Annotated in this window: 25 protein-coding genes; 6 read left to right on the plus strand and 19 right to left on the minus strand. The window is 39.4% G+C overall.

Features of this window, described 5'->3' with window-relative positions; all coding sequences use genetic code 11:
- Nucleotides 1-134: 134 nt before the first annotated feature.
- The 6 genes from P402_RS0114955 to P402_RS0114980 all read right to left on the minus strand — a co-directional run bounded on the left by P402_RS0114955 (nt 135) and on the right by P402_RS0114980 (nt 8,371).
- Nucleotides 135-2,528, minus strand: a complete 2,394-nt coding sequence (locus tag P402_RS0114955) for a carbohydrate binding domain-containing protein (protein ID WP_034770078.1) — start codon at nt 2,526-2,528, stop codon at nt 135-137.
- A 67-nt stretch (nt 2,529-2,595) separates the two neighbouring features.
- Nucleotides 2,596-3,942, minus strand: coding sequence for a GH1 family beta-glucosidase (locus tag P402_RS0114960; protein ID WP_026829425.1), 1,347 nt, complete (start codon nt 3,940-3,942; stop codon nt 2,596-2,598).
- 22 nt (nt 3,943-3,964) lie between these two features.
- Nucleotides 3,965-4,888: a carbohydrate ABC transporter permease gene (locus P402_RS0114965; RefSeq protein WP_081776662.1), complete on the minus strand. Its 924-nt coding sequence runs from the start codon at nt 4,886-4,888 to the stop codon at nt 3,965-3,967.
- 3 nt (nt 4,889-4,891) lie between these two features.
- Nucleotides 4,892-5,788 carry a carbohydrate ABC transporter permease gene (locus tag P402_RS0114970; RefSeq protein ID WP_026829427.1) on the minus strand — a complete coding sequence of 299 codons (897 nt, stop codon included), beginning with the start codon at nt 5,786-5,788 and terminating at the stop codon, nt 4,892-4,894.
- A 60-nt stretch (nt 5,789-5,848) separates the two neighbouring features.
- Nucleotides 5,849-7,156 carry an ABC transporter substrate-binding protein gene (locus P402_RS0114975; protein WP_026829428.1) on the minus strand — a complete coding sequence of 436 codons (1,308 nt, stop codon included), beginning with the start codon at nt 7,154-7,156 and terminating at the stop codon, nt 5,849-5,851.
- Between the two features lie 201 nt (nt 7,157-7,357).
- The gene (locus P402_RS0114980) at nt 7,358-8,371 is read right to left on the minus strand and encodes a LacI family DNA-binding transcriptional regulator (RefSeq protein WP_026829429.1); all 1,014 of its coding nucleotides are present in this window, start codon (nt 8,369-8,371) and stop codon (nt 7,358-7,360) included.
- Nucleotides 8,372-8,583: 212 nt separating this feature from the next.
- Here P402_RS0114980 and P402_RS0114985 point away from each other — a divergent pair, with 212 nt between their 5' ends.
- Nucleotides 8,584-9,012 (plus strand): VOC family protein, encoded by a 429-nt coding sequence (locus P402_RS0114985; protein ID WP_026829430.1) that lies wholly within the window; start codon nt 8,584-8,586, stop codon nt 9,010-9,012.
- Nucleotides 9,013-9,254: 242 nt separating this feature from the next.
- Here the strand turns inward: P402_RS0114985 and P402_RS0114995 are convergent, their stop codons facing one another.
- Nucleotides 9,255-9,902: a hypothetical protein gene (locus tag P402_RS0114995; protein ID WP_026829431.1), complete on the minus strand. Its 648-nt coding sequence runs from the start codon at nt 9,900-9,902 to the stop codon at nt 9,255-9,257.
- Nucleotides 9,903-10,313: 411 nt separating this feature from the next.
- On the opposite strand from P402_RS0114995, the gene P402_RS0115000 reads away from it, so the two are divergent.
- Both P402_RS0115000 and P402_RS0115005 read left to right on the plus strand, forming a co-directional pair.
- Nucleotides 10,314-11,936 (plus strand): DUF2075 domain-containing protein, encoded by a 1,623-nt coding sequence (locus P402_RS0115000; RefSeq protein WP_034770079.1) that lies wholly within the window; start codon nt 10,314-10,316, stop codon nt 11,934-11,936.
- Nucleotides 11,937-11,944: 8 nt separating this feature from the next.
- Nucleotides 11,945-12,244, plus strand: coding sequence for a nucleotide pyrophosphohydrolase (locus tag P402_RS0115005; protein ID WP_026829433.1), 300 nt, complete (start codon nt 11,945-11,947; stop codon nt 12,242-12,244).
- Between the two features lie 98 nt (nt 12,245-12,342).
- On the opposite strand, the gene P402_RS0115010 is transcribed toward P402_RS0115005, so the two are convergent.
- The 3 genes from P402_RS0115010 to P402_RS0115020 all read right to left on the minus strand — a co-directional run bounded on the left by P402_RS0115010 (nt 12,343) and on the right by P402_RS0115020 (nt 15,509).
- Nucleotides 12,343-12,771, minus strand: coding sequence for a hypothetical protein (locus tag P402_RS0115010; RefSeq protein WP_026829434.1), 429 nt, complete (start codon nt 12,769-12,771; stop codon nt 12,343-12,345).
- 93 nt (nt 12,772-12,864) lie between these two features.
- Entirely contained in the window at nt 12,865-15,189 is a 2,325-nt protein-coding gene (locus P402_RS0115015; RefSeq protein ID WP_026829435.1) for a DEAD/DEAH box helicase family protein, read from the minus strand.
- Complete coding sequence (locus P402_RS0115020; protein ID WP_026829436.1) at nt 15,186-15,509, minus strand: nucleoside triphosphate pyrophosphohydrolase; 324 nt, start codon at nt 15,507-15,509, stop codon at nt 15,186-15,188. Before P402_RS0115020 ends, P402_RS0115015 begins: the two co-directional genes overlap by 4 nt.
- Nucleotides 15,510-15,618: 109 nt before the next feature.
- On the opposite strand from P402_RS0115020, the gene P402_RS0115025 reads away from it, so the two are divergent.
- The gene (locus P402_RS0115025; protein ID WP_026829437.1) at nt 15,619-16,008 is read left to right on the plus strand and encodes a RidA family protein; all 390 of its coding nucleotides are present in this window, start codon (nt 15,619-15,621) and stop codon (nt 16,006-16,008) included.
- A gap of 147 nt (nt 16,009-16,155) precedes the next feature.
- Here the strand turns inward: P402_RS0115025 and P402_RS0115030 are convergent, their stop codons facing one another.
- Nucleotides 16,156-16,938, minus strand: a complete 783-nt coding sequence (locus tag P402_RS0115030) for a DUF475 domain-containing protein (RefSeq protein WP_026829438.1) — start codon at nt 16,936-16,938, stop codon at nt 16,156-16,158.
- Nucleotides 16,939-17,029: 91 nt separating this feature from the next.
- Entirely contained in the window at nt 17,030-17,602 is a 573-nt protein-coding gene (locus P402_RS0115035) for a TerD family protein (RefSeq protein WP_026829439.1), read from the minus strand.
- 239 nt (nt 17,603-17,841) lie between these two features.
- Here P402_RS0115035 and P402_RS0115040 point away from each other — a divergent pair, with 239 nt between their 5' ends.
- Both P402_RS0115040 and P402_RS0115045 read left to right on the plus strand, forming a co-directional pair.
- Complete coding sequence (locus P402_RS0115040; protein WP_026829440.1) at nt 17,842-18,447, plus strand: TerD family protein; 606 nt, start codon at nt 17,842-17,844, stop codon at nt 18,445-18,447.
- Nucleotides 18,448-18,474: 27 nt separating this feature from the next.
- A complete protein-coding gene (locus P402_RS0115045) occupies nt 18,475-19,704 on the plus strand; it encodes a TerD family protein (protein WP_026829441.1) in 1,230 nt (409 codons plus the stop codon).
- A 208-nt stretch (nt 19,705-19,912) separates the two neighbouring features.
- On the opposite strand, the gene P402_RS16595 is transcribed toward P402_RS0115045, so the two are convergent.
- From P402_RS16595 to P402_RS17205, 7 genes are all read right to left on the minus strand, one after another.
- Nucleotides 19,913-20,704, minus strand: a complete 792-nt coding sequence (locus tag P402_RS16595) for a hypothetical protein (RefSeq protein WP_051525176.1) — start codon at nt 20,702-20,704, stop codon at nt 19,913-19,915.
- 15 nt (nt 20,705-20,719) lie between these two features.
- A complete protein-coding gene (locus P402_RS0115055) occupies nt 20,720-21,817 on the minus strand; it encodes a cysteine protease StiP family protein (RefSeq protein ID WP_026829442.1) in 1,098 nt (365 codons plus the stop codon).
- A 14-nt stretch (nt 21,818-21,831) separates the two neighbouring features.
- A complete protein-coding gene (locus P402_RS0115060) occupies nt 21,832-23,181 on the minus strand; it encodes a phosphoribosyltransferase family protein (protein WP_051525177.1) in 1,350 nt (449 codons plus the stop codon).
- Entirely contained in the window at nt 23,129-24,238 is a 1,110-nt protein-coding gene (locus P402_RS16600) for an HpcH/HpaI aldolase/citrate lyase family protein (protein ID WP_235188892.1), read from the minus strand. Before P402_RS16600 ends, P402_RS0115060 begins: the two co-directional genes overlap by 53 nt.
- 197 nt (nt 24,239-24,435) lie before the next feature.
- Nucleotides 24,436-25,017: a TerD family protein gene (locus tag P402_RS0115070; protein WP_026829444.1), complete on the minus strand. Its 582-nt coding sequence runs from the start codon at nt 25,015-25,017 to the stop codon at nt 24,436-24,438.
- A 27-nt stretch (nt 25,018-25,044) separates the two neighbouring features.
- On the minus strand, nt 25,045-25,650 hold the full coding sequence (locus P402_RS0115075; protein WP_026829445.1) for a TerD family protein: 606 nt from the start codon (nt 25,648-25,650) through the stop codon (nt 25,045-25,047).
- 204 nt (nt 25,651-25,854) lie between these two features.
- Nucleotides 25,855-26,085 (minus strand): hypothetical protein, encoded by a 231-nt coding sequence (locus P402_RS17205; RefSeq protein WP_051525178.1) that lies wholly within the window; start codon nt 26,083-26,085, stop codon nt 25,855-25,857.
- Between the last annotated feature and the right edge of the window lie 193 nt (nt 26,086-26,278).

The following is a 26,278-nucleotide window of genomic DNA, read 5'->3' on the forward strand; positions in this document are numbered from 1 at the left end:
GCATGGTATATCCTTTCTCCGAATTGGATTTAAATTCCTTTTTTACATGAAAATAAAAACGTCTAGAAGTCTCTTCCCCTTCGACAAGCGAGGAAGTCATTCTGGACGTTTTGTATAAAACAATTTAATTCGTGTTATTTCACTTCCAGTTTCACATCATCAATCGTCACATCATGCGCGGCAAACGGAGAACCGGCTGCTTTCCCAAGCAGGAATTTCAGTCCGGCTGTATCGTCTTGACCGAGCGTAAAGTCAAACTGATACGTTTTCGCTTCCGTTCCGAGTTCAACGATTTGACTGAAGTAACGTGTGTACGCTGCATTTTCGACAGTGACTTCGAGTGGTCGTGCGACCGTCGACGATGCCTTAAACGTCAACTGATACGTCTGCCCTTTGACGAGCTGCAAGTTACCTTGCTCCAACAGAACGCTCCATGGTTCCTGTCCTTCTGATGCGATGGCGAGTTTCGCGGCGTCATTGACCGTTGAAACGACCGCTTGCGCGTCATAATGGACGTATGAACTCCAGAAGTTCAGTCCGTCCGTGAACGAACCATTTTTGAGCGGTGACCGATCGACTTCGATCGGTGTGACATCCATCAATTCGACGTCATCGAGTGTCACTTCACCTTTCGCCGTTCCGAAGTTGAACTGGAGTAAACTATTTAAATCTGTCGCTTTCGTCATCGTAAATGGTACTTCGACTGTCGTTGCGGATTTCGTCAACGGCACGTCACGCGTTGGCAGATACGAAACCGTTCCGTCCGCATTCGTCAACTTGACTTGCAGTTGTTTGATCCGTTCGGCTTTCGTTTTAAAACGTAAGATATACTGATGGTTTTCCTGCAGTTGGACACCACGTTGCGTCAGCGTCGCCGGTTGTCCCTTTTTCGTCTGTGCTTTTGTTTTGAATGTAAAGTCACGTGTCACCGGATCAACCGTTCCCGTACCTTTTGTCTGACCGGCATCAAACTGCCAGTATGTCAGGCGATCCATCGCGCCTTGATCAAACGTACCGTTATAGATGTGATTGCCGTCCGGTAAAGCTGGTTTTGTTGCGGTTTCATCAATTTCACCGCGTGGCACTTGTTCGACGCGGACGTTACCAATTTTGACCCCTGCTTTAGCCAGACCGAGGTTGAACTCAAGTCGTGCCGCAAGATCCGTTTCTGCTGCCATATCGAATGTGAACGTATGGCGTTTGACGGTTGGTGTCAAATCGATGACTTCTTCGTTCGAGTACTTCGTGTAGCCGCGTTCTGCCCCGCCACCGACTTTCGCGACGATTGTCCGTGCTTGTTCACTGCTGGCGTCAAAGCTGACTTCATACCGTCCGCCTTGGGCGAGCGAAATCTTTTGAATCAACTGGTGGGCATAGTTTTGAGCACCCGGTTGGTCGATCGTGACGCTGGCGAAGCGGGTTCCGTCCTGCTCCGTCACGTCGACCGATCCCTTGCCGCCAAAGTCCGGCAACGTCACATAGTTCCAGTACGTCGGGTCAAGGACTTGCGCGCCGTCAGTAATCGTCTTGATCACTTTTTCATACGCTTGATCATACACGAGATTGCCGTCTTCTAAAGGTTGTTTTGCCCCATCCGGTAACGTCACGTCTTCATAGACCGGCTCGACCGGTTCACGGTAATCGCGGTTCTTCAGATCATAGACCCGGACATAATCGACTTCCATCTCGGCCGGGAACCTCGTCGTTTCGTCGACTTCACCGTCAAACCAGCCGCCGACCGCGAGGTTCATCACGAGATAAAAGTTCTGGTCGAAGGGTGCCGGATAACTGTAGTTGGTGGCCGTGTTTTTGCCTTTGCTGTACCAGTCGTTTTGTGTTTGATAGAGGTTGCCGTCCACATACCAGCGGAGTTCGCCCGGCTCCCACTCGACGGCATACGTATGCCATTGGTCGATCCGTCCGCCGTCCGGGAAGTGGTAGTCCTTACCGGTGTATTTATTGTTCGGCCAGTTCTCGCCGTAGTGAATCGTCCCGGCGACCTTTTCCGGCTGACTGCCCCACGCTTCCATGACATCGATTTCACCGGACGAGGCCCATGCCCCGTATTTGTCCTGCTCCGGCAACATCCAGAACGCCGGCCATAACCCTTTGCCGGTCGGCAGTTTCGCTTTGATTTCATAACGTCCGTATGTCTTGCTGAATAAGCCTTTGGTTTTCAGTTTGGCTGATGTATAGTCGTACGAACCGAGCGAGTCGGTCGTTTTTTCTTCTTTTGCCCGGATGACGAGTTTGCCGTCGCGGATAAAGGAATTGTCTTTTTTGGTCGTATAATATTGTTTTTCATTATTGCCCCAACCCGGTGAAATCGCATTCCCTTCAGCATCGACAATCCAGTTTCCCGTATCATACGTCCACTTCGTCCGGTCGAGCTGTTGTTTCGTAAATTCATCCGACCAGACCATTTTCCATTTCGTCTTATCTTTTTTGTCCGCCTTCTCGGCATGACCAGTCCCGGCGTATGACAGAACAAGTCCCGTTCCGAGGGCGACTGCGAGCCATTTCTTCATCTGTAATTCCTCCTTTGAATGAACAACAGGCAAGGGCGATGAATTCGACCTTGCCTGTTCGACGACGTTACGCTTCTTGCGGAAGTGCTGCCTTATGCGTCCGGATGACATTCGCATACCAATGCGCGCTGTCTTTCCAGATTCGTTCCTGTGTATTGAAATCAACGTAGATGATGCCGAATCGTTTGTCATACCCGAAGCTCCACTCGAAGTTGTCGAGCAGCGACCAGAGGTAATACCCGGCAATGTTCATGCCTTCCTCATTTAGATCAGATACAGCTTGCAGATGCTGCGCGACGTAATCAATCCGGTTTTGATCGTGAATCTTGCCGTCAACGAGCCGGTCGTCAAACGCAGCCCCGTTTTCTGTGATGAAGATCGGCAGGTCCGTATACTCGGCCCGCAAGCGGCGGATCAAGTCCTTGAATTCACTTGGAGCGATATCCCAGCCCATGCCGGTCTTGTCATAATCCGAGTAGGCGTCTTTGTGTAAGAAGTCACTCGCGGCACTGAACTCAACCAGGTTCCGGCTGTAGAAGTTGATCCCGAAGAAATCACATGGTGTCGAAATCGTCGCGAGGTCTCCCGCGTGGATGAAGTCGTACGTATGGACGTATTTCGAGAACAGATTCATCATGTCGACCGGATACTGTCCTTTGAAGATCGGATCAAGGAACCAACGATTCGCATAGCCGTCGGCATTGTTCATCGCGATCTGATCGTTGACGGAATCCGTTTTCGCGTACTTCGGTGCCAAATTCAATGTGATGCCGATCGGCGTCGCTGAATTGAACTCCCCTTTCAGCATCTCGACCGCTTTTCCGTGTGACAACAGCATATGGTGAACGGCCCGGACGGCTTCATTCATGTCCGTGTGACCCGGTGCATGCTGACCGAGGTGGTAGCTCAAGAAGCCGGCACACCATGGTTCGTTGTGCGTAATCCACGAGTCGACGATATCGTCGAGTTCTTCGAAGCAGACACGGGCGAAGTCGAGGAACCAGTCGACCGACTCACGGTTGACCCAGCCGCCTTCTTCGTGCGCCCACATCGGAAGATCCCAGTGATAGAGTGTGACAGCCGGTTTGATGCCTTCTTCCTGGAGACGTGTTGCCAGTGTCTTGTAGAATGCCATCCCTTCCGGATTGAACTGCCCTTTACTCGGGAAGATCCGTGGCCAGGCAATCGAGAAGCGGTACGTGTCGACACCTAACTTTTTGATGTGTTGAATATCTTCCTCAAAACGGTGGTAATGGTCGCAGGCGACATCCCCGTTATGTTTTTCAAAAACTTTTCCGTCCGTATCGCAGAATGTATCCCAAATCGACGGGGTACGACCACCCTCGTCGTGTGCGCCTTCGATTTGGTACGAGGACGTCGCCGTCCCGAAGACGAAGTTCGGTGCAAATTTCATAGATGTAAGCTCCTTTACCAGTTTATTCTTTCACGGCACCAGCTGAGATGCTGCTGACAATGTATTTCGAGAGGAACAGGAAGGCGATCATGATCGGTACGACGGAAATCGCGATTCCGAGATAGAGCGAACCGAGGTTTTCGGCGACTTGTGATCCTTTGAGGAAGCCCATCAAGACCGGCAACGTATACTTTTCCGGTGAGAAGAGCAGGACGAGCGGCATGATGTAGTTGTTCCATGAACCGATGAACGTAAAGATCGACATCGTGGCGATTGCCGGCATCATCATCGGCAAAGCAATCGTGTGGAAAATCCGCATCTCACTCGCGCCGTCCATCCGTGCTGCCTCAATCAAACTCGGGTGCATGACCGTCTGCAGATACTGACGGACAAAGAACACGGTGAACGGACTGGCAATCGCCGGAACGATCAACGGGATGAAGCTGTCGAGTAGACCTAAGTTCTTACTGAGTTCGTAGAACCCGATCAATCCGAGTTGTCCCGGAATCATCATCATGACGAGCATGAAGACGAACAGGACGTTTTTTCCTTTGAACTGGTAGAAGGCAAATCCGAATGCAGTCATCGCCGAGAAATATCCCGATAGGACGGTGACGAGGACGGCGATGATCAGACTGTTCTTGAAGCCGGACCAGATGTTGACGTAAGAGCTTAAAGCGGCATAGTTTTCAGCGAGCGAGTTCCCGGGAATCAATGAGAAACCGGATAACACTTCTTCGTTCGAACGGGTCGCGTTGATGATCATCATCAAAAACGGAATGATACAGGCGATCGTCAAGGCAATCAGTCCGACGTAGATCAGACTTTTCCCGAACCAGGCTTTTTTCTGCTTCGGTGGTGGTGTCAATTTCAGCGGACGTTCTGAACGTTCCGGTTGATCTTCCGTTTGTGGCACGATCCGACGTGCTTCTGCATTTCGTTCCATCGGTCAGGCTCCTTTCGCTGAACGTTCTTTTCGGAACATCCCTTTGAAGACGATGATTGAAAAGACGAGCGTGATGGCAAACAATCCGTATGCGACAGCAGCGGCGTAGCCATAGTTGTTGTATTTAAAGGCTTGGTTGTAGAGATACAAGACCATCGTGTTCAGGGCACCATCCGGCGCACCGACACCGTCCGTGATCAACATCGGTAAGTCGAACAATTGCAGTCCGCCGATCAGTGACGTGATCATGATGTAGAGCAGGATTGGTTTTAAGAGCGGCAACGTGATCCGTGAGAAGATTTGCCAGCGGGTCGCACCGTCAATCAGTGCCGCTTCGAAATAATCCTTCGAGATGCCAGATACACCCGCCATGACGACGATGAACGAGTGACCAAGCCACATCCAGGTCAGGATGAGGGAGACGGAAATCTGTGCTGTGACCGGTTGTGTCAACCAGTTGATCGGCTCCGAGATCAAACCGATTTTCATCAGCATCATGTTCAGTGAACCATGCTGCCAGTCGAGCAGGATGCCGAACAATAAGGCAACAGAGCTAATCGTGATCAAGTTCGGCAGATAGAACGTCGCGCGGAAAAAGGCGAGACCTTTGAGCTTAAGCTGTAAATCCGAGAAAAGTAAGGCGAGCATCAACGCTCCCCCGATTTGCAGGATGAAGTTCAGCCCCCAAATCTTGATCGTATTGAAGAATGCTTCAATGAAGTACGTATCTCCGAGCAAACGCGTATAGTTCGCGAGTCCGACGAGTTGTTCGCCTTCTGCGCCTGTGTAGTTGGTGAAACTGTAATAGAACGTCAAGGCAACCGGGTAGATGCTGAAGATCAAGAAGACGATCCAAAACGGTGCGATGAACAGATAACCATGGCGATCAAGTTTTTTCACAGGTCAAACCCCTTTCTTAAATAAGAAAAGGTGAAGCGAGGATCGCCCCACCTAGACTCCTTATTCCGGTACTTTAACGTCCGGATACGCATTTTTGACTTTTTTGTAGAATTCAGCAAGTGCTTCGTCTTTCGACTTTTTGCCTTGGACATATTCCATGACTGATGCACCGTACAATGTGTCAAGCTGTTGGTCGTACTTCGTCACGATTCCCGGTGTGATCTTGTCTGCTTGATCGAGGAAGAACTCGTAGTTGTTCTGTCCGCCGAGGAACTCATCTTTGAAGTCGGTTTTGATTTTGTCCGTAACCGGTTTGTAAGCGAGGACGTCGCCTGTTTCTTTCGCCCAATCCGTCAGGAATTCTTCGTCTTGCGTCATCATTTTAACGAAATCATAAGCCAGTTTTTGTTTCTTCGAATCTTTGTAGACACCTAACCATGTACCGCCCCAGAAGTACGGGCTTGGTCCGCTTGTGACAGCCCAGTCACCGGCTGATTTCTTCGCGTTTTCTTTTAGGACACTATGTAAGCCCCATGTCGGAAGGACATACGAGAAGATTTCTGTTTCGGTTTCTTTACCGTTTTCTTTGACTTTGACCGGCTTATCCATACCGGCGAACCATGATGGTGACCACTCCGGCGCAAGTGCCGTGTATTGTTTTGTCCGTAACTCTTTCGCGTAATCCATGTAGTTTTTCTTGTCTTCTGTCACGACGAGTTCCTGTTTGTCGTTGACCCAAGCTTCCGGCTCATTTCCTTGTGCGAACCAACGGATCGATCCTTCATCCGGGAACATTTTGTAGCCTTTGCCTTTCATCTTCTCAGCGACTTCGAAGACGCCGTCCATCGAGTTCATCATCGCCCCGATTTCTTTTGGATCATCTGTGCCGAGAACTTTTTTCGCGATGCTGCGTTTGTAGTAGACGCCACCTGGTGTCGTTTGCCATGACAGGGCACGAACGTTACCGTCTTTGTCTTTCCCCATGTCATAGACATACGGGATATAGTCGTCTTTGACTTCGCCTGCGTTAAACGGTTTTTCTGAGAGATTCGCCCAGTAGCCGGCATCGACCCATTGCTTCAAGAAGGCGATTTCACCTGTGAAGATATCCGGTGCACCGACGCCGCTCTCAAGTGCCGGTTTTAATTTTGTCGGGTAATCCGCGATCGGAACGATTGTCAATTCGACTTTGACGCCGTTTTTCTCTTCGAATTTCTTGATTGGTTCTTTTAACTCATCCGTGAACGACCAGATTTTAAGAACTTCCTTGCCGCCGCTCGTTTTTTCCTCTTCGCCACCTGAACATCCTGCTAAAACGCTTGCTGTTAATGCGCCGATTGTTAATACGCTGACAAACTTCTTCTTCATGTCATCCCATCCTTCTCATCTGTTGGTAGTCCCCTAAGTAAGCGGTCTCATTTATTATCCAAAAATATCGAAAGCGCTTTCGTAAATAGTCTGAAAAAAGTTCCGAAAGCCCTTTCGGAAACGTACAAAAAAATATCATGTATTTCGAAACCGCTCTCGCGTTTTCTCGAAGACAACCTGCGAGAGCGATTCCGAAAAAAATTATGGTTTTACGGGTCCTGTCGACTGACGGACGATCAAGTCGACTGGAATGATATCCGTCGTCATGACACGTCGTTTGTTGACGATTTGTTCGATTAACAGTTCTGCTGCATGCTGCCCGATCCGTTCCGTGTCTTGCCGGACCGTCGTCAGCTTAGGTGTGACGTATTTCGACATTTCGATATCATCGTAACCGACGACGGAAATGTCGTGCGGTACCTGGAGGCCCGCTTCATGAATCGCTTCCATCGCCCCGATCGCCATTTGGTCACCTGCGACGAAGACCGCGGTCGGACGTTTTGGTAAAGCAAGCAACGTCTGCATCGCTTGTTTTCCTTCTTCGACCGAGAAAAATCCGCCGTTGATCAGATAGCCGTCTGGAATCGGTAAGCCAAGTCGATCCATCGCCTGTTTGTATCCTTCGATTCGTGCCAGTCCCGCATCAATCGTCATATCGCCTGCGATATGGGCAATCAAACGATGTCCCAGTTCGTAGAGATGGTTGACGGCGAGTGTCCCGCCGGATAAGTTATCCGAGAAGACGACACTGCAATCGGTGCTGTCCATGTCGACGACAACGATTGGAATCGAACTTTGAATCAGTTCCTGCACATGCTTGTCCATTTGATCGGAACAGATGACGACGATGCCGTCGACCGCCCGATGCTGGAAATGCTCGAGGTAACTCATGTCCCGATTGCGCAGATTCCGCGAGGCGAAGATCAAGTCATAGCCTTGCTGCTCCGTTGCTTTCCGGAAACTTTCAATGATTGCGTTGAAGAATGGATGCATCATCCCGACTTCGTTTGCTTCCGAGAACATGACCCCGATCGTCCAGGATCGTTTCGTCGAGAGCGACTGAGCGTGGGCGTTTGGCAAGTAGCCCATATCGGCTGCCGCCTGAACGATTTTCGCTTTTGTCTTCTCACTGACGTCGGAATAATTATTTAAGGCTTTTGAGACCGTCGTGATCGAAAAACCGGTTATTTTCGCTAAATCATAAATTGTACCCATGTAACCACTCCATTTCACCGAAAGCGCTTTCGATAAATTTAGTATAGACGGTGATTTGGAAAGATACAACCATTTTTTTAGAATTTAATCGGAATTCAAAAAATAAATGATATCGCTTTCATTTTTAATCAGAAATCCCTTTAAATAAGAACAAACGTTTGGTATACTATAAGTATCAGCCAACCGTGCCTAAAATAGAGAGGAGCATCTATATGCCGATTACTCCCTACCTTGTGTTCAACGGTAATACCCGTGAGGCGATCCATTACTATGCCAACATCTTTGGTCAAGACATTCCTGACATCATGGAATTTGGTCCCGGCAATGGTCCGGACGGTCAACCGTTTGAAAAAGACGTCCAGTCGCTTGTCCTGCATTCGCAATTAATTATTCACGGCACACGCGTCATGTTTTCCGATGCGATGCCGCATGATCCGGTGGCGATCGGACAAAATGTCACGCTGGCTCTGCATCTGCCGGACATCCAAGTCATTCACGAGACATTCGATAAGCTCGCGCAAGACGGCAATATTATCATGCCGATCCAAAAAACGTTTTGGAGTGAAGCCTACGGTATCGCTGAAGATCCGTTTGGTGTTCAATGGCAGTTGAACCATGAAGTGAGTGAAGTGATAGCGTAAAGTTCTTTATTCAGTATTTCAGTATGTATCCTGGCCACTCACTTTCCTTAGGTGACTGACTAGAACGTTTATCTGAATACAAAAAAAAGACCCTCTAAAAATTAAAAATAACTTTTAGAAGGTCTTTTTGGTACTCAATTGTATATAATTAATTAAAGATAACCCATGCAGCCAAAAGAACGATTGCAATAATCCCCCAAAAAATGGTTTGTTTATTCATTTTTCTCATAATTTCACCTCATTTAACAAGCAGAATACCAACGTGATGGCACATAAACGTAGCAATCTAAGTAAACACCGCAACCTTTATCTTGCTTAATAAAAGTCCATACTCCTATGCCAGCGACAGCTGTTACAAGACTTGTAACCCACCCTGGTGGAGATAAAAAGTACCCAATTGTTGCATTTAAAGCAGCTGTAGCAGAACCATAAAGAACTAAGTTTGATTTCAACTTATTTACAAATTTATGTGACCAATAAACTTTAAGTCCCCACCACGTAAATTCCCAATCAAAGTTCTCTTTCTTATTAATAGCATATGTTGACATTCCTTTGCTAGGAGCAGATTGATTTGAAATAAATTTATCTCCAGAAACTTTTAAATCGGAACGATATTCTTTAACCTCACCATTTGTATTCGAAATTATTTTTTTTGCTTTTTTTATTTCTTTACTAGTTAGTTTTTGAACAGCAGACTTTTTCAACTGAAATTTTTCAGTATTATGATTTAAGTAAACATATGGAGTAACTTTCTGAATAAATTCATTTTTCTTTTGTTCTTCATTCTTTGAAGTAACTGATTTTGCAGAAACCCAAGAATAGTTTGACATAGAGATACTAAATACTACAATCAAAGCAGTGATTAAAACCCATATTTTTCTTTTAAACATTTTTGTTCCCCCAATTTCTTCTATATACTAAGTTCATCTGTAGATTATCATTAAAAAAATAAAAATAATAATTACAAAAGCGTAATAAAAAATTACATTTTTGTAATTATAATGGTTCATCATCATAAGTTATAGTGACTCATATTTAATATGTGATGAAGGCACCGTACGACGGGCAGTTCAACCCAAGAGTGACAGAATAGTTAGAGCGTTATCAGCTTCATCTATGTTGGACCTTTGGTGAAATTCGCAAAAGCGATCCGGATTCGTGAGGAAGCAATACGTCGAACTATCATATCCAGTCTATCGAACAGAGAAATGGAAGGAAAAATCGATAGATTTCCAAAAATGTTTTTGATTTAGATATCGTATTATATATAACTTCTAAAGCAGAAAGGACTGACATTTGAGTTGAAGAGCCTTTATTTTGAAAAACAAAAATTCAACTACGCTGATTTAACACGTAGTCGAACGCTCTACATAGACAATTATCCAATCGTTTATCTGTTGTATAACCGGTCAAAAGCACAAGCTTACGTCGGACAAACGGTTCAAAAAAATCAACGGTTAAAAGCCCATTTAAAAGATCCTCGTCGGAAGCAGCTCGACGAATCGATTTTAATTGGGCATGAACAGTTTAACCAATCGGCTACTTACAATATCGAATTCAATTTGATTAATTTTTTAATTGCAGATGGTCGCTATACACTGCAAAATGTCATCCAAACCGTCTCCCGCCAGATACACAACTACTTCCGAAAAGATTTTTTCAATGAGACGGTTTTTGAAAACATTTGGCAACAGTTACGCGAGGAGCAGATTGCGGAAGGAACACTCGATCAGTTACGAAACAAAGACGTCTACAAACTCTCTCCGTTTCGTGAATTGTCTGAGCAACAACTAGAAGTCAAAGAGGAAATCTTAAAATTTTGTAAAACAAAAATCATCGAAATGGGTCATCATGTCTTCATTGTCGAAGGCGACGCCGGAACAGGAAAAAGTGTATTACTCAGCTCCTTGTTCAATACGATCCAGGATTTAACGAAAGAAGCAGTTTCCTCACTGTATCAGACGGATAACTATCTGCTCGTCAACCATGGTGAAATGCTCAAGACGTATAAATCGATTGCCGGCAGCCTACCGAACTTAAAGAAAAAGCAGTTTTTAAAGCCAACACCCTTCTTAAATACATTAGATAAACAAAAGCGGACTGCTGACATCGTGCTCGTGGACGAAGCCCATCTGTTACTTACAAAAGAAGATGCCTACAACAATTTCCACCAACAAAATCAACTGCATGAAATCATTACACGCAGTAAAATTACAATTCTGATTTTTGATCCAAAACAAGTCCTCAAGATTAAAAGTCACTGGGGACGTACGACCTTACAGGACATCGTCGGTCCCTTTTCGACAAAGACGCTGCAATTATCTAATCAATTCCGGATGCAAGCGAGTCCGCAGACATTGCACTGGATTAATCGGCTGGTGGAACGCGAGCTCTTACCGATTCCGAGTGATTCAAATTATGATTTACAGGTCTTCGCGGATTCGGAAACCTTCAAGCAGGCAATTTTCTCGAAAAACGAACAGCACGGACTATCCCGAATTGTCTCGACGTTTGACTACCTGCATAAAAAAGATGGGGCCGACTACTTTGTTGACGAAGGCGGAATTAACCTTCCGTGGAATCGTACTTATCCCCATACAACATGGGCAGAACAACCGGAAACGATTCGAGAAGTTGGATCGATCTATACCATTCAAAGATTTGATTTAAACTACGTCGGTGTCGTCCTCGGTCCGTCGATTCAGTATGATGAAACGACTCAACAATTGAAGCTCGATCCAACGTCATATAAAGACACCGGGGCATTTGTTTCCCGTCAAGACTTGAGTCGATCAGAAAACGAACGTGCCAAGGAAGAAATCATTTTGAACTCCCTGAACGTCCTGTTGAATCGTGGCGTCAAAGGGCTTTATCTGTACGCAACCAATCCTCAATTACGCGCCCGATTATTACAACTAAAGTAGACACAGCTATGAATGAAATCAAAGCGTTAATACAAAAAATCGATGACTTCCGTGACGAACAAAACTGGCGACCACATCATAATCCAAAAGACTTAGCGATTTCTTTGTCAATCGAAGCATCCGAGTTACTCGAAGCCTTCCAGTGGCGGACCAGCGAAGAAGCGTGGGAAGAAAATCAGGAAAATATTAAAGAGGAAATTGCCGATGTGTTGATTTATGCGCTGACGTTGTGTAGTGAGTTGAATGTAGATGTAGAAGAGATTATGGTAGATAAGATTAGGAAGAATGGAGAGAAATATACACTTTAATTTATCAAAATAAGACTTTTAGTAGTTTCTACTAAAAGTCTTATTTTGATTGATACTACTCATTGCAACTTTATTTTCTAATTATTCTTCTTATATGATTATGCCAATTCCATTGACTTAACGACTTCCCCACTCACATAAAACTTCTCATCATTCCCTCGAACCTTAATATGATCTTCCCAGATATAAAATCTCCATTTTTCATCTTTTGAATAATCGAGAATCATATCTGCTGTCATCAACCGTCTCAGGTTTTTGAATTCTACAAAATATACTTTGTTGCCTTCAATTCGCACAGCCATGATCGCCATATCTGCACCATCCAAAATTTCAACTTGCTTCGTCGACAAGTCAAACCAACCATGCTCTTGATTGTGCAATTTACTTTCTGGCGTACATAAGATTACTGATTTATCATTACGCGTTGTTCCTTCATACATGATTTTCTTTTGTTTCATGATTGTAAGTACACAATCGTATCTTTCGCTAATCATTTTAACAACAGTTTCTTTTTCTGGTATCGACATCTATAAAACTCCCCATCACGTCTCGTGAATTATTTTATTAAAAATCAAAAATACATATATTTCTATTTTATCACTCTTCATCAATTCATTAGTCTAACTTGAAAAATAATGTTCAATCCGAAACAGAACAATATCCGTTATCCACTCCGTTAATACTCTACTATTTGTCTTAAAGTCTTGTTGAATAAATAATGTTCTTTGGTCTTTAGTTGTTTCAAACGGATATCCCATTTTTGGAAAGGGCTGTTGCTTCAGTAATGCTATTACCTTTGACTCATTGTACCCATCCTCAAAGACCTTCCCTTGCGCATCCTTTACTTCCCGATACTTCTCTGCATATAGATACTCATAAAAGAAGGGAGCGACTTCTGCTGCCGTAATCGGCTCCATCCATCGCTCTTCGCCCCGCTCGAGCATTGCTAGCAACACAACCATCTTGTAACTCCGGTTCATGACCGTTTTTTCGACCTGTTCAATCAGTTCACGGTTAGCATCGTAAGTCTCGATTTCTTCATCCGTCAATTCACCTTGTTCCTTCAAGAAACCGACGTACGAGCCCCACTCTTGTTTATAGCCCGTTGGCATGGCTGTCAGTTGACCAATCTCAACGTAGGTTGGACGCCGCCCAAGATCGATCTTCAGTTGTTCATAACTCTCGATCAAACGTAGTTTACGCTGATTTGGTTGGCGCATCCGATGAATGATATTCAGTGCTTGTGTATCGAACTCGATGATGCATCCCTTTGGTGGCGTAATCGGCTCCTTATCCCCCCGCTTAATCTTGTCTTTTACTGTTCCAAGCAACATCAGCTTCGTTTCAACATTTTTGTAGTTCCCAATCAAATCGATGATGACACAATGTGATTTCTCACTCGCTAAACGTAAGCCCCGCCCAATTTGCTGGGTGTAGATTGCAATCGATTCCGTCGGTCGGCAAAACAGTAACGTATCGACTTTTGGAATGTCGACTCCTTCATTAAACAAATCGACCGTAAAGACGATTTCTAACGTTCCCTGTTCAAACTCCTGAATCCGCTCTCGTCGATTAATGGTCTGTCCGGTCAAGGCAATCGCTTGGTGCCCCATTTCCCGGAATGTCTGCGCTAAGTATTCGGCTTGGCGGATCGACGAACAAAAGGCGATCGTCTTCGTCTGCCGGTGCTTCGACCAGGCGGCATAGATGTTTTCTGAGACTGCCCGATCAATCTGCGCCTGTTCCAGTTCCATCGCATCATATTTTCGTCCCATCCGTCGCAGTTGCGAATAGTCGATGACGTCATGAATCCCGTAATAATGGAACGGAGTCAGAAATCCTTCGTTGATGCCTGACGTGAAGTGCATTTGAAAGGCAACGTTATTGTCGCACAGTGCATAGACGTCCGCTCCGTCCATCCGGTCCGGCGTCGCTGTCAGTCCCAGTAAAAATTGGGGGTCGAAATGCGCCAGAACCTTTTGATAACTTTTAGCTGCTGCGTGGTGAAACTCATCAATGATGATCAAATCAAAATAATCTTGTGCGAACCGTTCAAGATGCCTGTTTTGGGATAGCGTTTGGACTGACCCAAACAGTACGTCCGTCTGTTTATCATTCGTGCGGTCTGATCCGATGTAGAAGGCTGTCTGCCAATTAGGTTCGACCTTTTTAAACGAACGTTCCGCTTGCTCCAGTAATTCACGCTGGTGTGCAAGGAACAGAATTCGTTTAAAACCACGTGCAAAGAATGCACTGAGATACGTTTTCCCAAGCCCGGTTGCAAGTACGGTCAAAGCACGCGTCCGTCCTTCTTCCATCGTTTCCCGAAGTGCCCGTAAGGCTTCCTCCTGCACCCGGTGCGGCAGAATCTCCTCGGACATGACGAGCTGTTGCTCCGCATAGTCGACTTCCGGTTCTGCAACATATTGCCGTGCGTCATGTTCCTGCCGGTACGCTTCGAGGACAATCGGATTCAGGTCTTGAGCTGCTTCACTTAAATAAAGATCCATGAATGCCTCAATCGCATCATCCAAGATATGCGGTGCGACGGCTTGCGGTAAATGAAGATTCCACTCGACACCGGTCCGAAAAGCGCTTTTGGAGATATTCGATGAGCCGACAATCGACAGACCGGTCTCTGCGTTGCGGAACAGATAGGCTTTCGGATGAAACGCCCGTCCGCCAGAGCGATAAAACCGGATCGACAGACCGTCCAGTTTTAATAATTCTGCCAACGCCTCCGGGTCCGTGATATGTAAGTAGTCGCCAATCAAAAAATGAACATCAGCGCCCCGTTCGACGGCGCGACATAACGCCGGTAACAACAGTTCGACACCCGAGCGTTGCGCAAAGGCGGCGACGATATAGACTTCATCAGCTTGGTCAATGGCATCAACCAACGACGCATACAAATCGTGTGTCGTCAGTTTTGCTGCCGGAATCAATCTTCGACCTCAATCAGATACAGCTTGTCATCAAAGCCGCCCCGCTTATCGTGTTTCGTCAGCCGGATTGCTTCAAGCTGTTCCGGTGTCGTTCCGTGCGTCCGCGCCAGCGCGTGAATCAGTTCCAGTAAATCAGCCAGTTCTTCCACCGCTTCTTCGGTCGTTGTTGCTTCTTCATATTCCGCTACTTCTTCATGCAACTTCCGTTTCGCTTCGACGAGGAATTCTTCCTCGTCAAGTGTCCGGAACGTTGCTTTTTTTCCGTTCCGAGCAATGATAGTTGGAATCTGATCCCGGACTAATTTATGATAAAGAGGCATTGGATTCACTCCTTGTAAGTATGGTGATGGTGTTGTAAAAATTATCCTATAGTTCAAGGCAGATAGCACGTTCTACATACTATTTATTTTAGTTAGAGGAGGAGTTTTCATGAGTTCATTCCAGAAAATCGAAACAACCAACGCCCCGGCTGCCATCGGTCCTTATTCGCAAGGTTTCATTGCCAACGGTACATTATACGCATCCGGTCAAATCCCGATCAATCCTGCGACGGGTGAAATGGTCGTCGGTGGCATTACGGAGCAGACAGAGCAGGTCATGAAAAACGTCGATGCCATCTTAAAAGAAGCCGGTCTGACACCGGATCGTGTCGTCAAGACGACGTGTTACTTAACGAGCATGGATCATTTCGCTGCGTTTAATGATATCTACTCCGATTACTTTGCTCCGCATAACCACTTCCCGGCACGATCTTGTATCGCCGTCAAAGAGTTACCGAAAGATGCTTTGGTTGAAGTTGAGATTTTAGGGTTAGTCTAATTTTTTGGAGCACGTCACGTTTAGTGGCGTGTTTTTCATATATCATGAAATCCAGCAACGCTTAATAAAAACTTAAAAAACGAAAAAAAGAAAAGTCACGTTCAAGTGACCTTTCTTTTAAATTCATTTACAAATAATCCCATAAAATTATTTTTTCCCAGCTGCTGATTCTTTTTCAGATGCACGGATTTTTTTATTTTTCTCGACATAATGAATTACAAACGTCATTAAAAATGCGCCAATTAAAATTGCAAAGAACACTAAATGAGGTAGGTGGAAACCAAAGACACTAGCAAACATTTTTGCAGCAATGATTCCGATTAATACAAATGCTGTTGTTTCAAGTTCTGGGAATTTGTCTATCAAAGTCAAAAATATTCCTGCTACAGTTCTCATCATTAATATTCCAAGCATTCCACCTAATAAAAGCACCCATACTTGATCAGAGATTGCAAAAGCTGCTAATACAGAATCAATACTGAATGCAATATCCATGATTTCTACAGAAATAACGGTTGCCCAAAAAGTCCCAAAGATTCTTACCATTATACTAGTTTTATTGAACTCTTTAGCCTCATCATCGTCACCTTTATTTTTGAAATACTGAATCACAATCCATGCAAGATATGCTGCACCTAGTATTTTTACAATTGCAAATTTAACTAAATAAACACCGACTCCGATCGCAATAAATCGAAATACATAAGCACCAATAATTCCATACAATAATGCTTTTTTTTGTTTTTCTTTTGGTAAATGCTTGACTAAAACTGCTAGTACTAAAGCATTATCTGCAGACAACAATCCTTCGATTAAAACTAATGATCCGATTAATCCCCACGCTACTGGGTCTGTCAGTACCTCGCCCCACATTTTAAAATCAAAAAACATTGCGTATGTATGTAAAATTTGTTGAATTACATCATTCATAAATATATCTCCTTATTCTATTATTAATCGAAAAAGATATAGAAGGATATATACCTTCTATATCTTTTTCTTCTAATCCGTTATTATTTTTTTATAAACCGTAAGAATTGATTAGAGACTGTAGCCCACCTTGGTAGCCAGCTCCAACCGCATTAAATTTCCAGTCCGTTTGGTGTCTATATATTTCACAAAAAACAGCCGCAGTTTCAATGCTAAAATCTTCACCCAAATCGTAACGTAAAATTTCGGCTCCTGTTTCTTCATCGATCAATCTAACAAAAGCGTTTGCAATTTGTCCGAAGTTTTGACTACGAGCGACTGCATCATGAATTGTAACTGTAATAGCAATTTTATCTACATCACGAGAAACTTTTGTCAAATCAATTTTAATTTGCTCATCATCGCCGTCACCCTCACCAGTTCTATTATCACCAGTATGTGTAACCGATCCGTCTGGGCTATTTAAATTGTTATAAAAAATAAAATCAGATTCTGAACGACATTTCCCCATAGTATTAAGTACAAAAGCAGAGGCATCTAAATCATAATCTTGTCCACCATCATATTGCTTAACATCCCATCCTAAGCCAACAACAAGCTTTTTTAATGTCGGATTAGTTTTTGTTAAATCAATCCGTTGACCTTTTGATAATTGAATTGCCATTTTCATTTCCCCCTAGATAATATTATGTAATTAAAGTAAAAATGTGTTATTTGAACTACTATTTATACTTTAATTGTTAAATACAAAAATATCAATATCAATATTTTTAATTTATGTTTTTTTATACTTTAATTACAATTAAAAGTATTTTAATTATTTATTTTACTTTCATCTTTTTAAAATAGTAATTTAATGGTAAAATTTAAAAGTATTTCAAACTTAATCTTGAGGTGTTTATTATGTCAATTAACTTAACAAAAGGACAAAAAATTGATTTAACTAAAGGTAATAACAACTTACAAAATTTAACAGTAGGTCTTGGTTGGGATCCTATTCAACAACAACCTACAGGATTTTTAAGTAGACTGTTAGGTAACAGTAATAATGAAATCGATTGTGATGCTACTGTTTTTATGCTTGATAGTAATGGAAAAATACAAAGATCTGAAGATGTCATATACTTTGGTAAACTAAAAAGTGACTGTAACAGTGTTATACATACTGGAGATAATTTAACTGGCGAGGGTGACGGTGATGATGAACAGCTTTTAATTTCTCTCAATAAAATACCAACTAATATTCATCGTCTACTATTCGTAGTAAATATTTATGAGTGTACAAATCGAGGTCAACATTTTGGCATGATTAAAAATGCATATATTCGTATTGAAGATAGTACAAATAAAAAAGAGTTACTGAAATTTAATTTATCTAGCAACTTTAGTGGTCTAACTTCTTTAATTGCCGGAGAACTTTATCGGCATAATAATGACTGGAAGTTTAACGCAATCGGTGATGGAACACATGATACTTCTATTAATGAAATTTCAAAAAGATTCATCTAATAATCACATACTAAAGGAGAAAATAAATTGACTACTTTGATACGAGGACAAAAAATTGATTTAACAAAAAATAACCCTTCTTTAAGTAAGATCAGTATTGATTTTGAATGGTTTATAAACTCCACAGAAAATTTCGATACAAATATCATAGCAATTTCTTTAGATAGTAGTGGGAAAATTTCAGACAAAAATCAAATCGTTTATTATAACCAAAAAAAATCTTTAAATAACTCCATTTCAATCTCTACAGAAAAAAAAATGAAGTTTACTCTTCATGATCTCCCTATAACAACTAACAAAGTATTGATTGTTTTAGATATTTATGAAGCTATAAACAAAAAACAAAATTTCAATCAATTTAAAGAAATTATCGCGATTATCAAAAACGATCTCACAAATTCAGAACTTTATCGATATAATTTAGAAGTCGACTTCAATAAAGATTCTACGTTAGTAGTAGGAGAAATATATCGCCATAATGGGGAATGGAAGTTTAGTGCGGTCGGCAGAGGTGTTAATCGTGGTCTTGGTAACTTATTATTACAATATGGATTTGCCATGAATCAGAAAGATTTTTTAAAAACATCAAATAACGATGTTAATAATAATCAATCGACTTACAATAAAAACACAAAAATTTCATTATCAAAAATTGAATTAAAAAAATCTGGTGATTCAATCGATTTAAGCAAAGTAGATGATAAATTAGGAAAATTAAATGTAAACTTGAATTGGAATCAAAATGGTAATTCAAATGCCAATAAAGGTTTTTTTAGTTCCTTATTTTCAAGTACTTCGGTAGATTTAGATTTAGGCTGTCTTTATGAATTAAATGATGGAGAAAAAGGCGTTGTTCAAGCTTTAGGTAACATGTTTGGTAGTTTTAATAATCGACCATATATTAATTTAGATCAAGATGATCGTTCAGGTAATTCTTTGAATGGAGAAAATTTAAATATCAACGGAAAAGAATATAGTCAATTTAAAAAGATTCTTGTTTTTGCTTATATTTATGATGGTGCAGCTAACTGGTCTGAAGTAGATGGAGTAGTAAAAGTGAAGCAAATAGAAGGGCCTGACATAATTGTCAAACTCGATAACCATTCTAATAATAAAAATATGTGTGCTATTGCAATGATTGAACGCAGTAAAAATAATACTTTAAAAATCACTAAACTTTCTAAGTATTACAGTGGTCATAAAGAGTTAGATCGTGCATACGGTTGGAATATGAGATGGACGGCAGGAAGTAAATAATTTTATATTTTCTAAAAAATAAACCCGCATAATATTAGTCAATTTAAAATAAATCTGACTAACATTATGTGGGCTTTATTTTTTAAAGAAAGGATTTAAAAATGTACACACCAGCTAAATTGATTGGAATTCTATTCTTTTAAAACAAGCTATTAGAAACAAATATACGATCTAAAAATAAAATTTATTATTATTTTGTTTAAATTCACTAATTAATTTTTTTACTATATTCATTAACTTTTTTCATAATTTCTACAGAGGATTTAATTCCTCGTTCACTTGTTTTGTTTAACGTCGAATCATAACAAATTATTTCGCCGTGTAAAGGAACTATAGAAAAATCTGCGTACTTTATTAATGGATAATCTAATATTGAATCACCTGAAGCAAATATTTCCCCACAAATATTTTGTTTTTCTTTTAGGTACTGAAGAGGAGCTCTTTTATTAATATACCTTGGAATAAAATAAATTTTTCTTCCTTGTTGTGATACTATCCATTCTTTATTTTCCGCCCATTTAGATACTTTAGTTATTTTATCATCATTGATATATTCAACGTTCAAAATTAAATATAAAAAATATTCTTCTGCTTCTTTTAAATTTATAATACATTTCTTTTCAATGTTAAATAATATGAATTGAATTAGTTCTTTTTTTTTCTTTTTATAGTTATGATGCTCAGCTAAAATTATTTCATCCCATTCTTGACTTCGCTTTCCATCTATTAATAAAACTGCTCCATTTGCTACAATAGCAAATTTCGGCTTTATTTTTTCTTGAAACAAAGATATTCTTTTGTACTGATCAACTGTTCTAGTTGTAACTGGTATGAATAAATTTTTTTCAGAAAATTCCATTAAATCTTTTAACACACTATTTTCTATATAACTATTAGGTTTGTTATCATAATATTCGACAAGAGTACTATTATTCAAGTGACATTCAGCTGAAGACCTTGAATATATTAACGTTCGATCAAGATCGCTTGCAAAGATCATTTTCTAACAACACCTTTATACATTTTTTATTAGTCCACAGCATAAATAACTCATATCTTTATATTCTTCAACTACTACATTACGTTCAGCTGCAAGAAACAAAATATGATTTAAGCGCTTATCACTAATATCTTTGACCAGTATTTTCCATGTTACTCTTCTTAGAAGAACACGTGTTGTTTCACCAATCCCAGGTTTTATATAGTTTGAATTTTCTATTTTGTAACTCTTCATTATTTTCAAAACGTCCTCAACACCACTAAACGTTCTTTCTGCGACATTTAGTTCTTTAACTAACGATTCAATTTCACTTGGTATCTTTGGAAACATTTCTTGAATTTGTTCAATATAAAAACACGATAAGTCACTATCTCTTAAATTATTATAGTACTTTGTACCATGAAAATCTTTTTCTTTAATAAATTGAGAATTTAAAACTGTTCTACTAATTAAACCTGAAACCGTAGCGTTTAAACATGCACTTGGAATTAAAACATCCTCACGTGTTGAATATACTCCTGCACATTTTCCTGGATCAGCCAACACTACTAGTCGATCATCCAAATCTATGCCATCATTTAGTTTAATATCTTTACAAGATTTTATTAATTCTTTAGAAATAGCTCCTTTTCCTGTCCAACCATCTATGAATCGTAATGTAAAATCTGGGTGTTTATTTATAATATATTTGACTGCATTTAAATCTAATCCTCTGTCTCTTATAATTGAAATACTGTAATGAGGAACGTCAATCTTATACTTTTGTAAAAGATACCTTTTTATTAAGACACCGACAGGCGTACCAGCTCTTGCAAGAGATACTATTACAATGTCTTTGCCGTGTAAATAAAATAAAATTTCTGCAACTCGTGCAACATGATTAGCAATATTTACTTTTTCTTCTTGAAGTAATAAATGAAATAATTCTATATAAGATCTTGGAGGCTCATATTCTATTGGTAACATCTCTGAATAATGAGACCCCGATTTCATAGCATGTTCACGGTCTAAATTCTCTCTTTCTTCAAGTAATCCATTTAAATTCTTTAACAAAAAAATAACATCATTTTTTAAATAACTTCCTGAGAATTCAACTTCTTTTATATTATCCATTTTTATTAACCCCTTTACATAAATGATACAAAATGTATTTCAGAAAAATTTATAGTTTTTAATACTGAAGAAAGTTCTAATAAATCTATATCATTCAATTTTTTTTCTACAAATACTATTACTTGTTTCTCATCAATATTTTTTAAATTATACAAATAATTTATCTCGTTTAAGACCTCAGGATTATTAAATTCATTTCTATTTTTTATAGGATAATTTTTGTTTTCCCTAGGAATTATTGGACTTTTTGTAGTAGCTTGAAAGCGACAGTCAATTTTTAAATATTTGCTCACAAGAAGTGGTAAGTACATGAACTCTCCAGTTCCAATACATAGTGTTTTAACAGGCGAAACTTTTCCGGAAAGATATTGCGAAATTTCTTTAGCATAGTTAAAAATATCTTCGTTTTGTATGCTTTCAATACCGAATCGTCCTGTTATACTCAAGTGTTTAGAACTTTTTCCTTTGTAAATGAAATCACTTTTTTTCGTAAATTGTTCATATAGAGAATAATAAAAGAAATGACTATTCTCATTATTATCATTTTCTTTTAATTTATAAGATTTTTTTTCTTCAATTAGAACAGTATTTTCATTAACTATATTTCCTTTTATCAATGACAAAAAAACAATTTCTATGTCTAATTCTTTTTTCAAATTATCAATTTTTTCTTGATCTTTTTCGGACAACCAATTTAAAATTGATAACACTATATAACGTTTTCTAGGAAATTTTTTTTGAATTGATTCTATTATATTTAAAGCAGTTTTTCCGGTAGTGATTTCATCATCAACTAAAACAATAGTCTTTTTATTATTTACATAGATTTGATCAAAGTAGCATAATTGATCAACAGCATGAGAGTGTTCTTCCTCAAATGTAAATATTGGTTCTTTATCTTTAATAATTTCTCTTGTCGTATGTACATAGTTTGTATTATTAAAGCATTGATAAACAACCTGTCCTAGAGCAGTTGCTGTTTCCGCAAAACCTAAAAATAATAATGAATCTCCTTCATATTTATTAACTATTTCGCTTGAATTAATTTCTGAAAATGATTCTTTATTAAATAGTTCTTTTAAGCGTTTTTCTTCCTCTATATTTTTTTTTGATACTATAGCAAAATTCAAATGATATGCAAGTGCTTGACCCACTGTAAATAGTACTTGTGGTTTGATTGCAAGATGTTTTCCTAGCAAAGGGCTCACAAATAAGAATTTTCGTTTCTTATTTTGCCTTTCAGCTAAAAGAAAAACATCATTGAGAGGAATAGCAAATAAATTTTCTTTAATCTCAACTTTGATTTGTTCACTATAATTGTATTGCTTCTTCAATTTTGAATAGTGATTTGTAGTTAAATCCATCTTCAAACACCCCAAATATATTTGATTTTATAATTATTTTTTTTGCCCATTCTCTATGAGGATTAACTTCATTCATTTTGTTACCATATGTACTTTTTTTCACCCCACCACTATTAACACTATCCAAAATCGAAATAGCATCAAGATAATCTTCTTTCTCAACTATTTGCATACAATTAACAGGTAAAATGTGAGAGGGATGGATTATTGTTTTTCCACTCATTCCATTTTGCTTATCGAGAAGTAGCTCTTTAATCAAACCAGTATCATTTATTTTTAAAGAATACATATCAACTATTGTATCCTCATTTTTCTCCATACTAAAATATTCCCATACTGGAGCAGATAAAGTGTATTTAGCTTCGATACGTCCAAAAATATTTATAATATCTGAGATGCAGGCATTGATAACCGAAATGTCATAGATTGAATAATAAGGTTTTCTTCTTAATCCATAAACACCCGAAAAATCGGTAGCCCCTATTCTTATATTTAATATGATTGGAGCATATTTATCACAGACTTCTTTAATTTCTAATAAAGTTTTAATCCGACTTTCTACATAAATAATTTCTTTTGTTTCTAATATTGGCATAGCATAAAGATTTATTGAAAATTTCAAATTAACTTTTTCTATTAAATTCAAACATTTTTCCAATATGTCTTTTGAACATTTAGGAAATATAAAACCTGTAAGAACCGATAGTTCCAACTTTGTTAACTGCTTCATCATTTGATCAAATTGATTATAATTTCTTGTTCTAACGAAAATCAGAGGTAAATCATTTAAAGAGTTGTTATAAAATCGACTTAGTTTTTTCAATTGAAGAATTACATTTTTTTCAGCGAATTTCATATCATACTCTGCTACGCTATCTTCTAAGCAAATAGCAACCGATTTTAACTCTTCATATTTTTGATTTATAATGATATCTGAAATATCTTGTCGGGTTCCCGGCATATAAAGAAGTGCGCCCAAAGAGTGTTCTAGTAATTCTTTAGGCGCAAATTTATCAAACGTTATTGGTAGTTTATAAAAAAAACTATCTCTATTCATTTTTTCTAAGTAAGAGAAATATTTCATTGTACATCCTTTCTCTTGAAAAACTAAGATAATTAATAGTTATTCAAGTAGCAGTCCCTTAATATAATTAAGTTACTACATACCTTTTTAAAAAATTATTTTTTGACAACAGAAAAATAACTGCAATAATAAAGAGCGCTAGGAGCGCTCTTTATTATTGCATGCTTTTTTTAACCTACTTGTAAACCAAAGTTTTTAGCCAAAGCCCCTAATCCACCATTAAACCCACTACCAATTGCGTTAAATTTCCATTCTCCGTTGTGACGATACAACTCTGCAGCAACAATGGCAGTTTCTACTGAAAAATCTTCTCCTAAATCGTAACGAATTAATTCTTTTTCTGTAACTTCATCAACGATTCTAACAAATGCATTAGTAACTTGACCGAAATTTTGATTACGTGATTCCGCTTCATGGATTGTAATTGTAAACGATACCTTTTCGACATTTTGTGGAATCAACGACAAATCAATTTTAACTTGCTCATCGTCTCCTTCACCTTCTCCAGTTAGATTATCACCACTATGCTTAACTGATCCTTCTCCACCAACTAAATTATTAAAATATACAAAATCAAGTTCTGTATTAACTTTTTCGTCTTTATTTAAAAGGAAGACTGAAGAATCTAAATCAAAATCTTTTCCACCGTCATATTTATTCGTGTCCCATCCTAACCCTACTACTAATTTAGTTAGACCAGGATTTGATTTTGTTAAATCTACTTTTTGTCCTTTTGATAATGAAACTGACATAAAATTCTCTCCCTAAAAAAATATTTTTTAAATATACTTTGATAAAATTGAACTTAGTGATTTATCTTTTGTTCCGTCACCTATTGCATTAAATTTCCATTCATTATTATGTCGATAAATTTCTCCCGTAACGAGAGAAGTTAATCCTTGAAAGTTATCAGTTAAATTAAACTTTAATAACTCACTTCCCGTAGATACATCTTGTATTCTAATGTAGGCATTTTTAATCATTCCAAATTCTTGTTTACGATTTTCACAGTCATAAATATTTACTACGAAAAGTAGTTTTTGAACTGAAGATGGTACACGATCTAGCGAAACCAAAATTTGTTCGTCATCACCGTCACCTTCACCTGTTAAATTATCTCCTGAATGTTTTATACTTCCGCACAAACTAGACAAATTCCCAAAATATATTACGTGACTTTGACTAAGTAATTTTCCATTTTGGTCAAGCATCAACACTGAAGCATCGCAATCAATAGAATTTGAAGAACCACCAAACAAAGAACCTAAAAAACCTGAAGTTTCTTTCTGAACTGGATCCCAACCTAAACCAACCATCAAGTTAGATAAATTTTTACTGTTTTTTGTCAAATCAATTTTTTGACCTTTTACAAGATTAACTGACATTTTCCCCACCTCATGGATGCATTTTTTTACATACATATTTTATCATTAAATAGCACATATTACAAATAATTGATTATTATATTGATATATTTAAATAGTTTTTTTAAAATTAAAGTATTATTAAATTTAAAATTGAAATCAATACTTTAATAAAAAGAATCATATAACTACTTTATTTTCTTTTTAAAGTCTTCGTTTGATTTCCTACTTACGTGTTTTAAACTGACTGTACAACAATTTCCAAAGGAATTCCCAACCTTCCAGATAAGCATTACTGCCACGTGATGCTTGGTCCCCGCCTGATTCGCTCCAGCTGATTTCCCAATGTGTCTCGTCGAGAATTAACCACTCCTTCTTATAGAACGGTTCCCAGTAAATGATGTCCGCTTGACGAAAATTTTGTTCCTCCCCCTTGTCCGACTCCTGGTACATCATTTGATAGAGTTATATTATCCCCATTTCACTTAATTCCTTTTCAAAATATTCCTAGTATTTCTAGTATAATTCATTTTCCGTTTTCTACCTATCTCAAAAAATGATTAGGTTCTGCTGATGGACTTAATTCCAATCGGCAGTTGCTTTTTCATCTTTCTGATTCTATACTGTCAATAACAGTTAAGTGTTATCG

It is taken from the genome of Exiguobacterium sibiricum 7-3, from assembly GCF_000620865.1.
GTDB lineage: Bacteria > Bacillota > Bacilli > Exiguobacteriales > Exiguobacteriaceae > Exiguobacterium_A > Exiguobacterium_A sibiricum_A.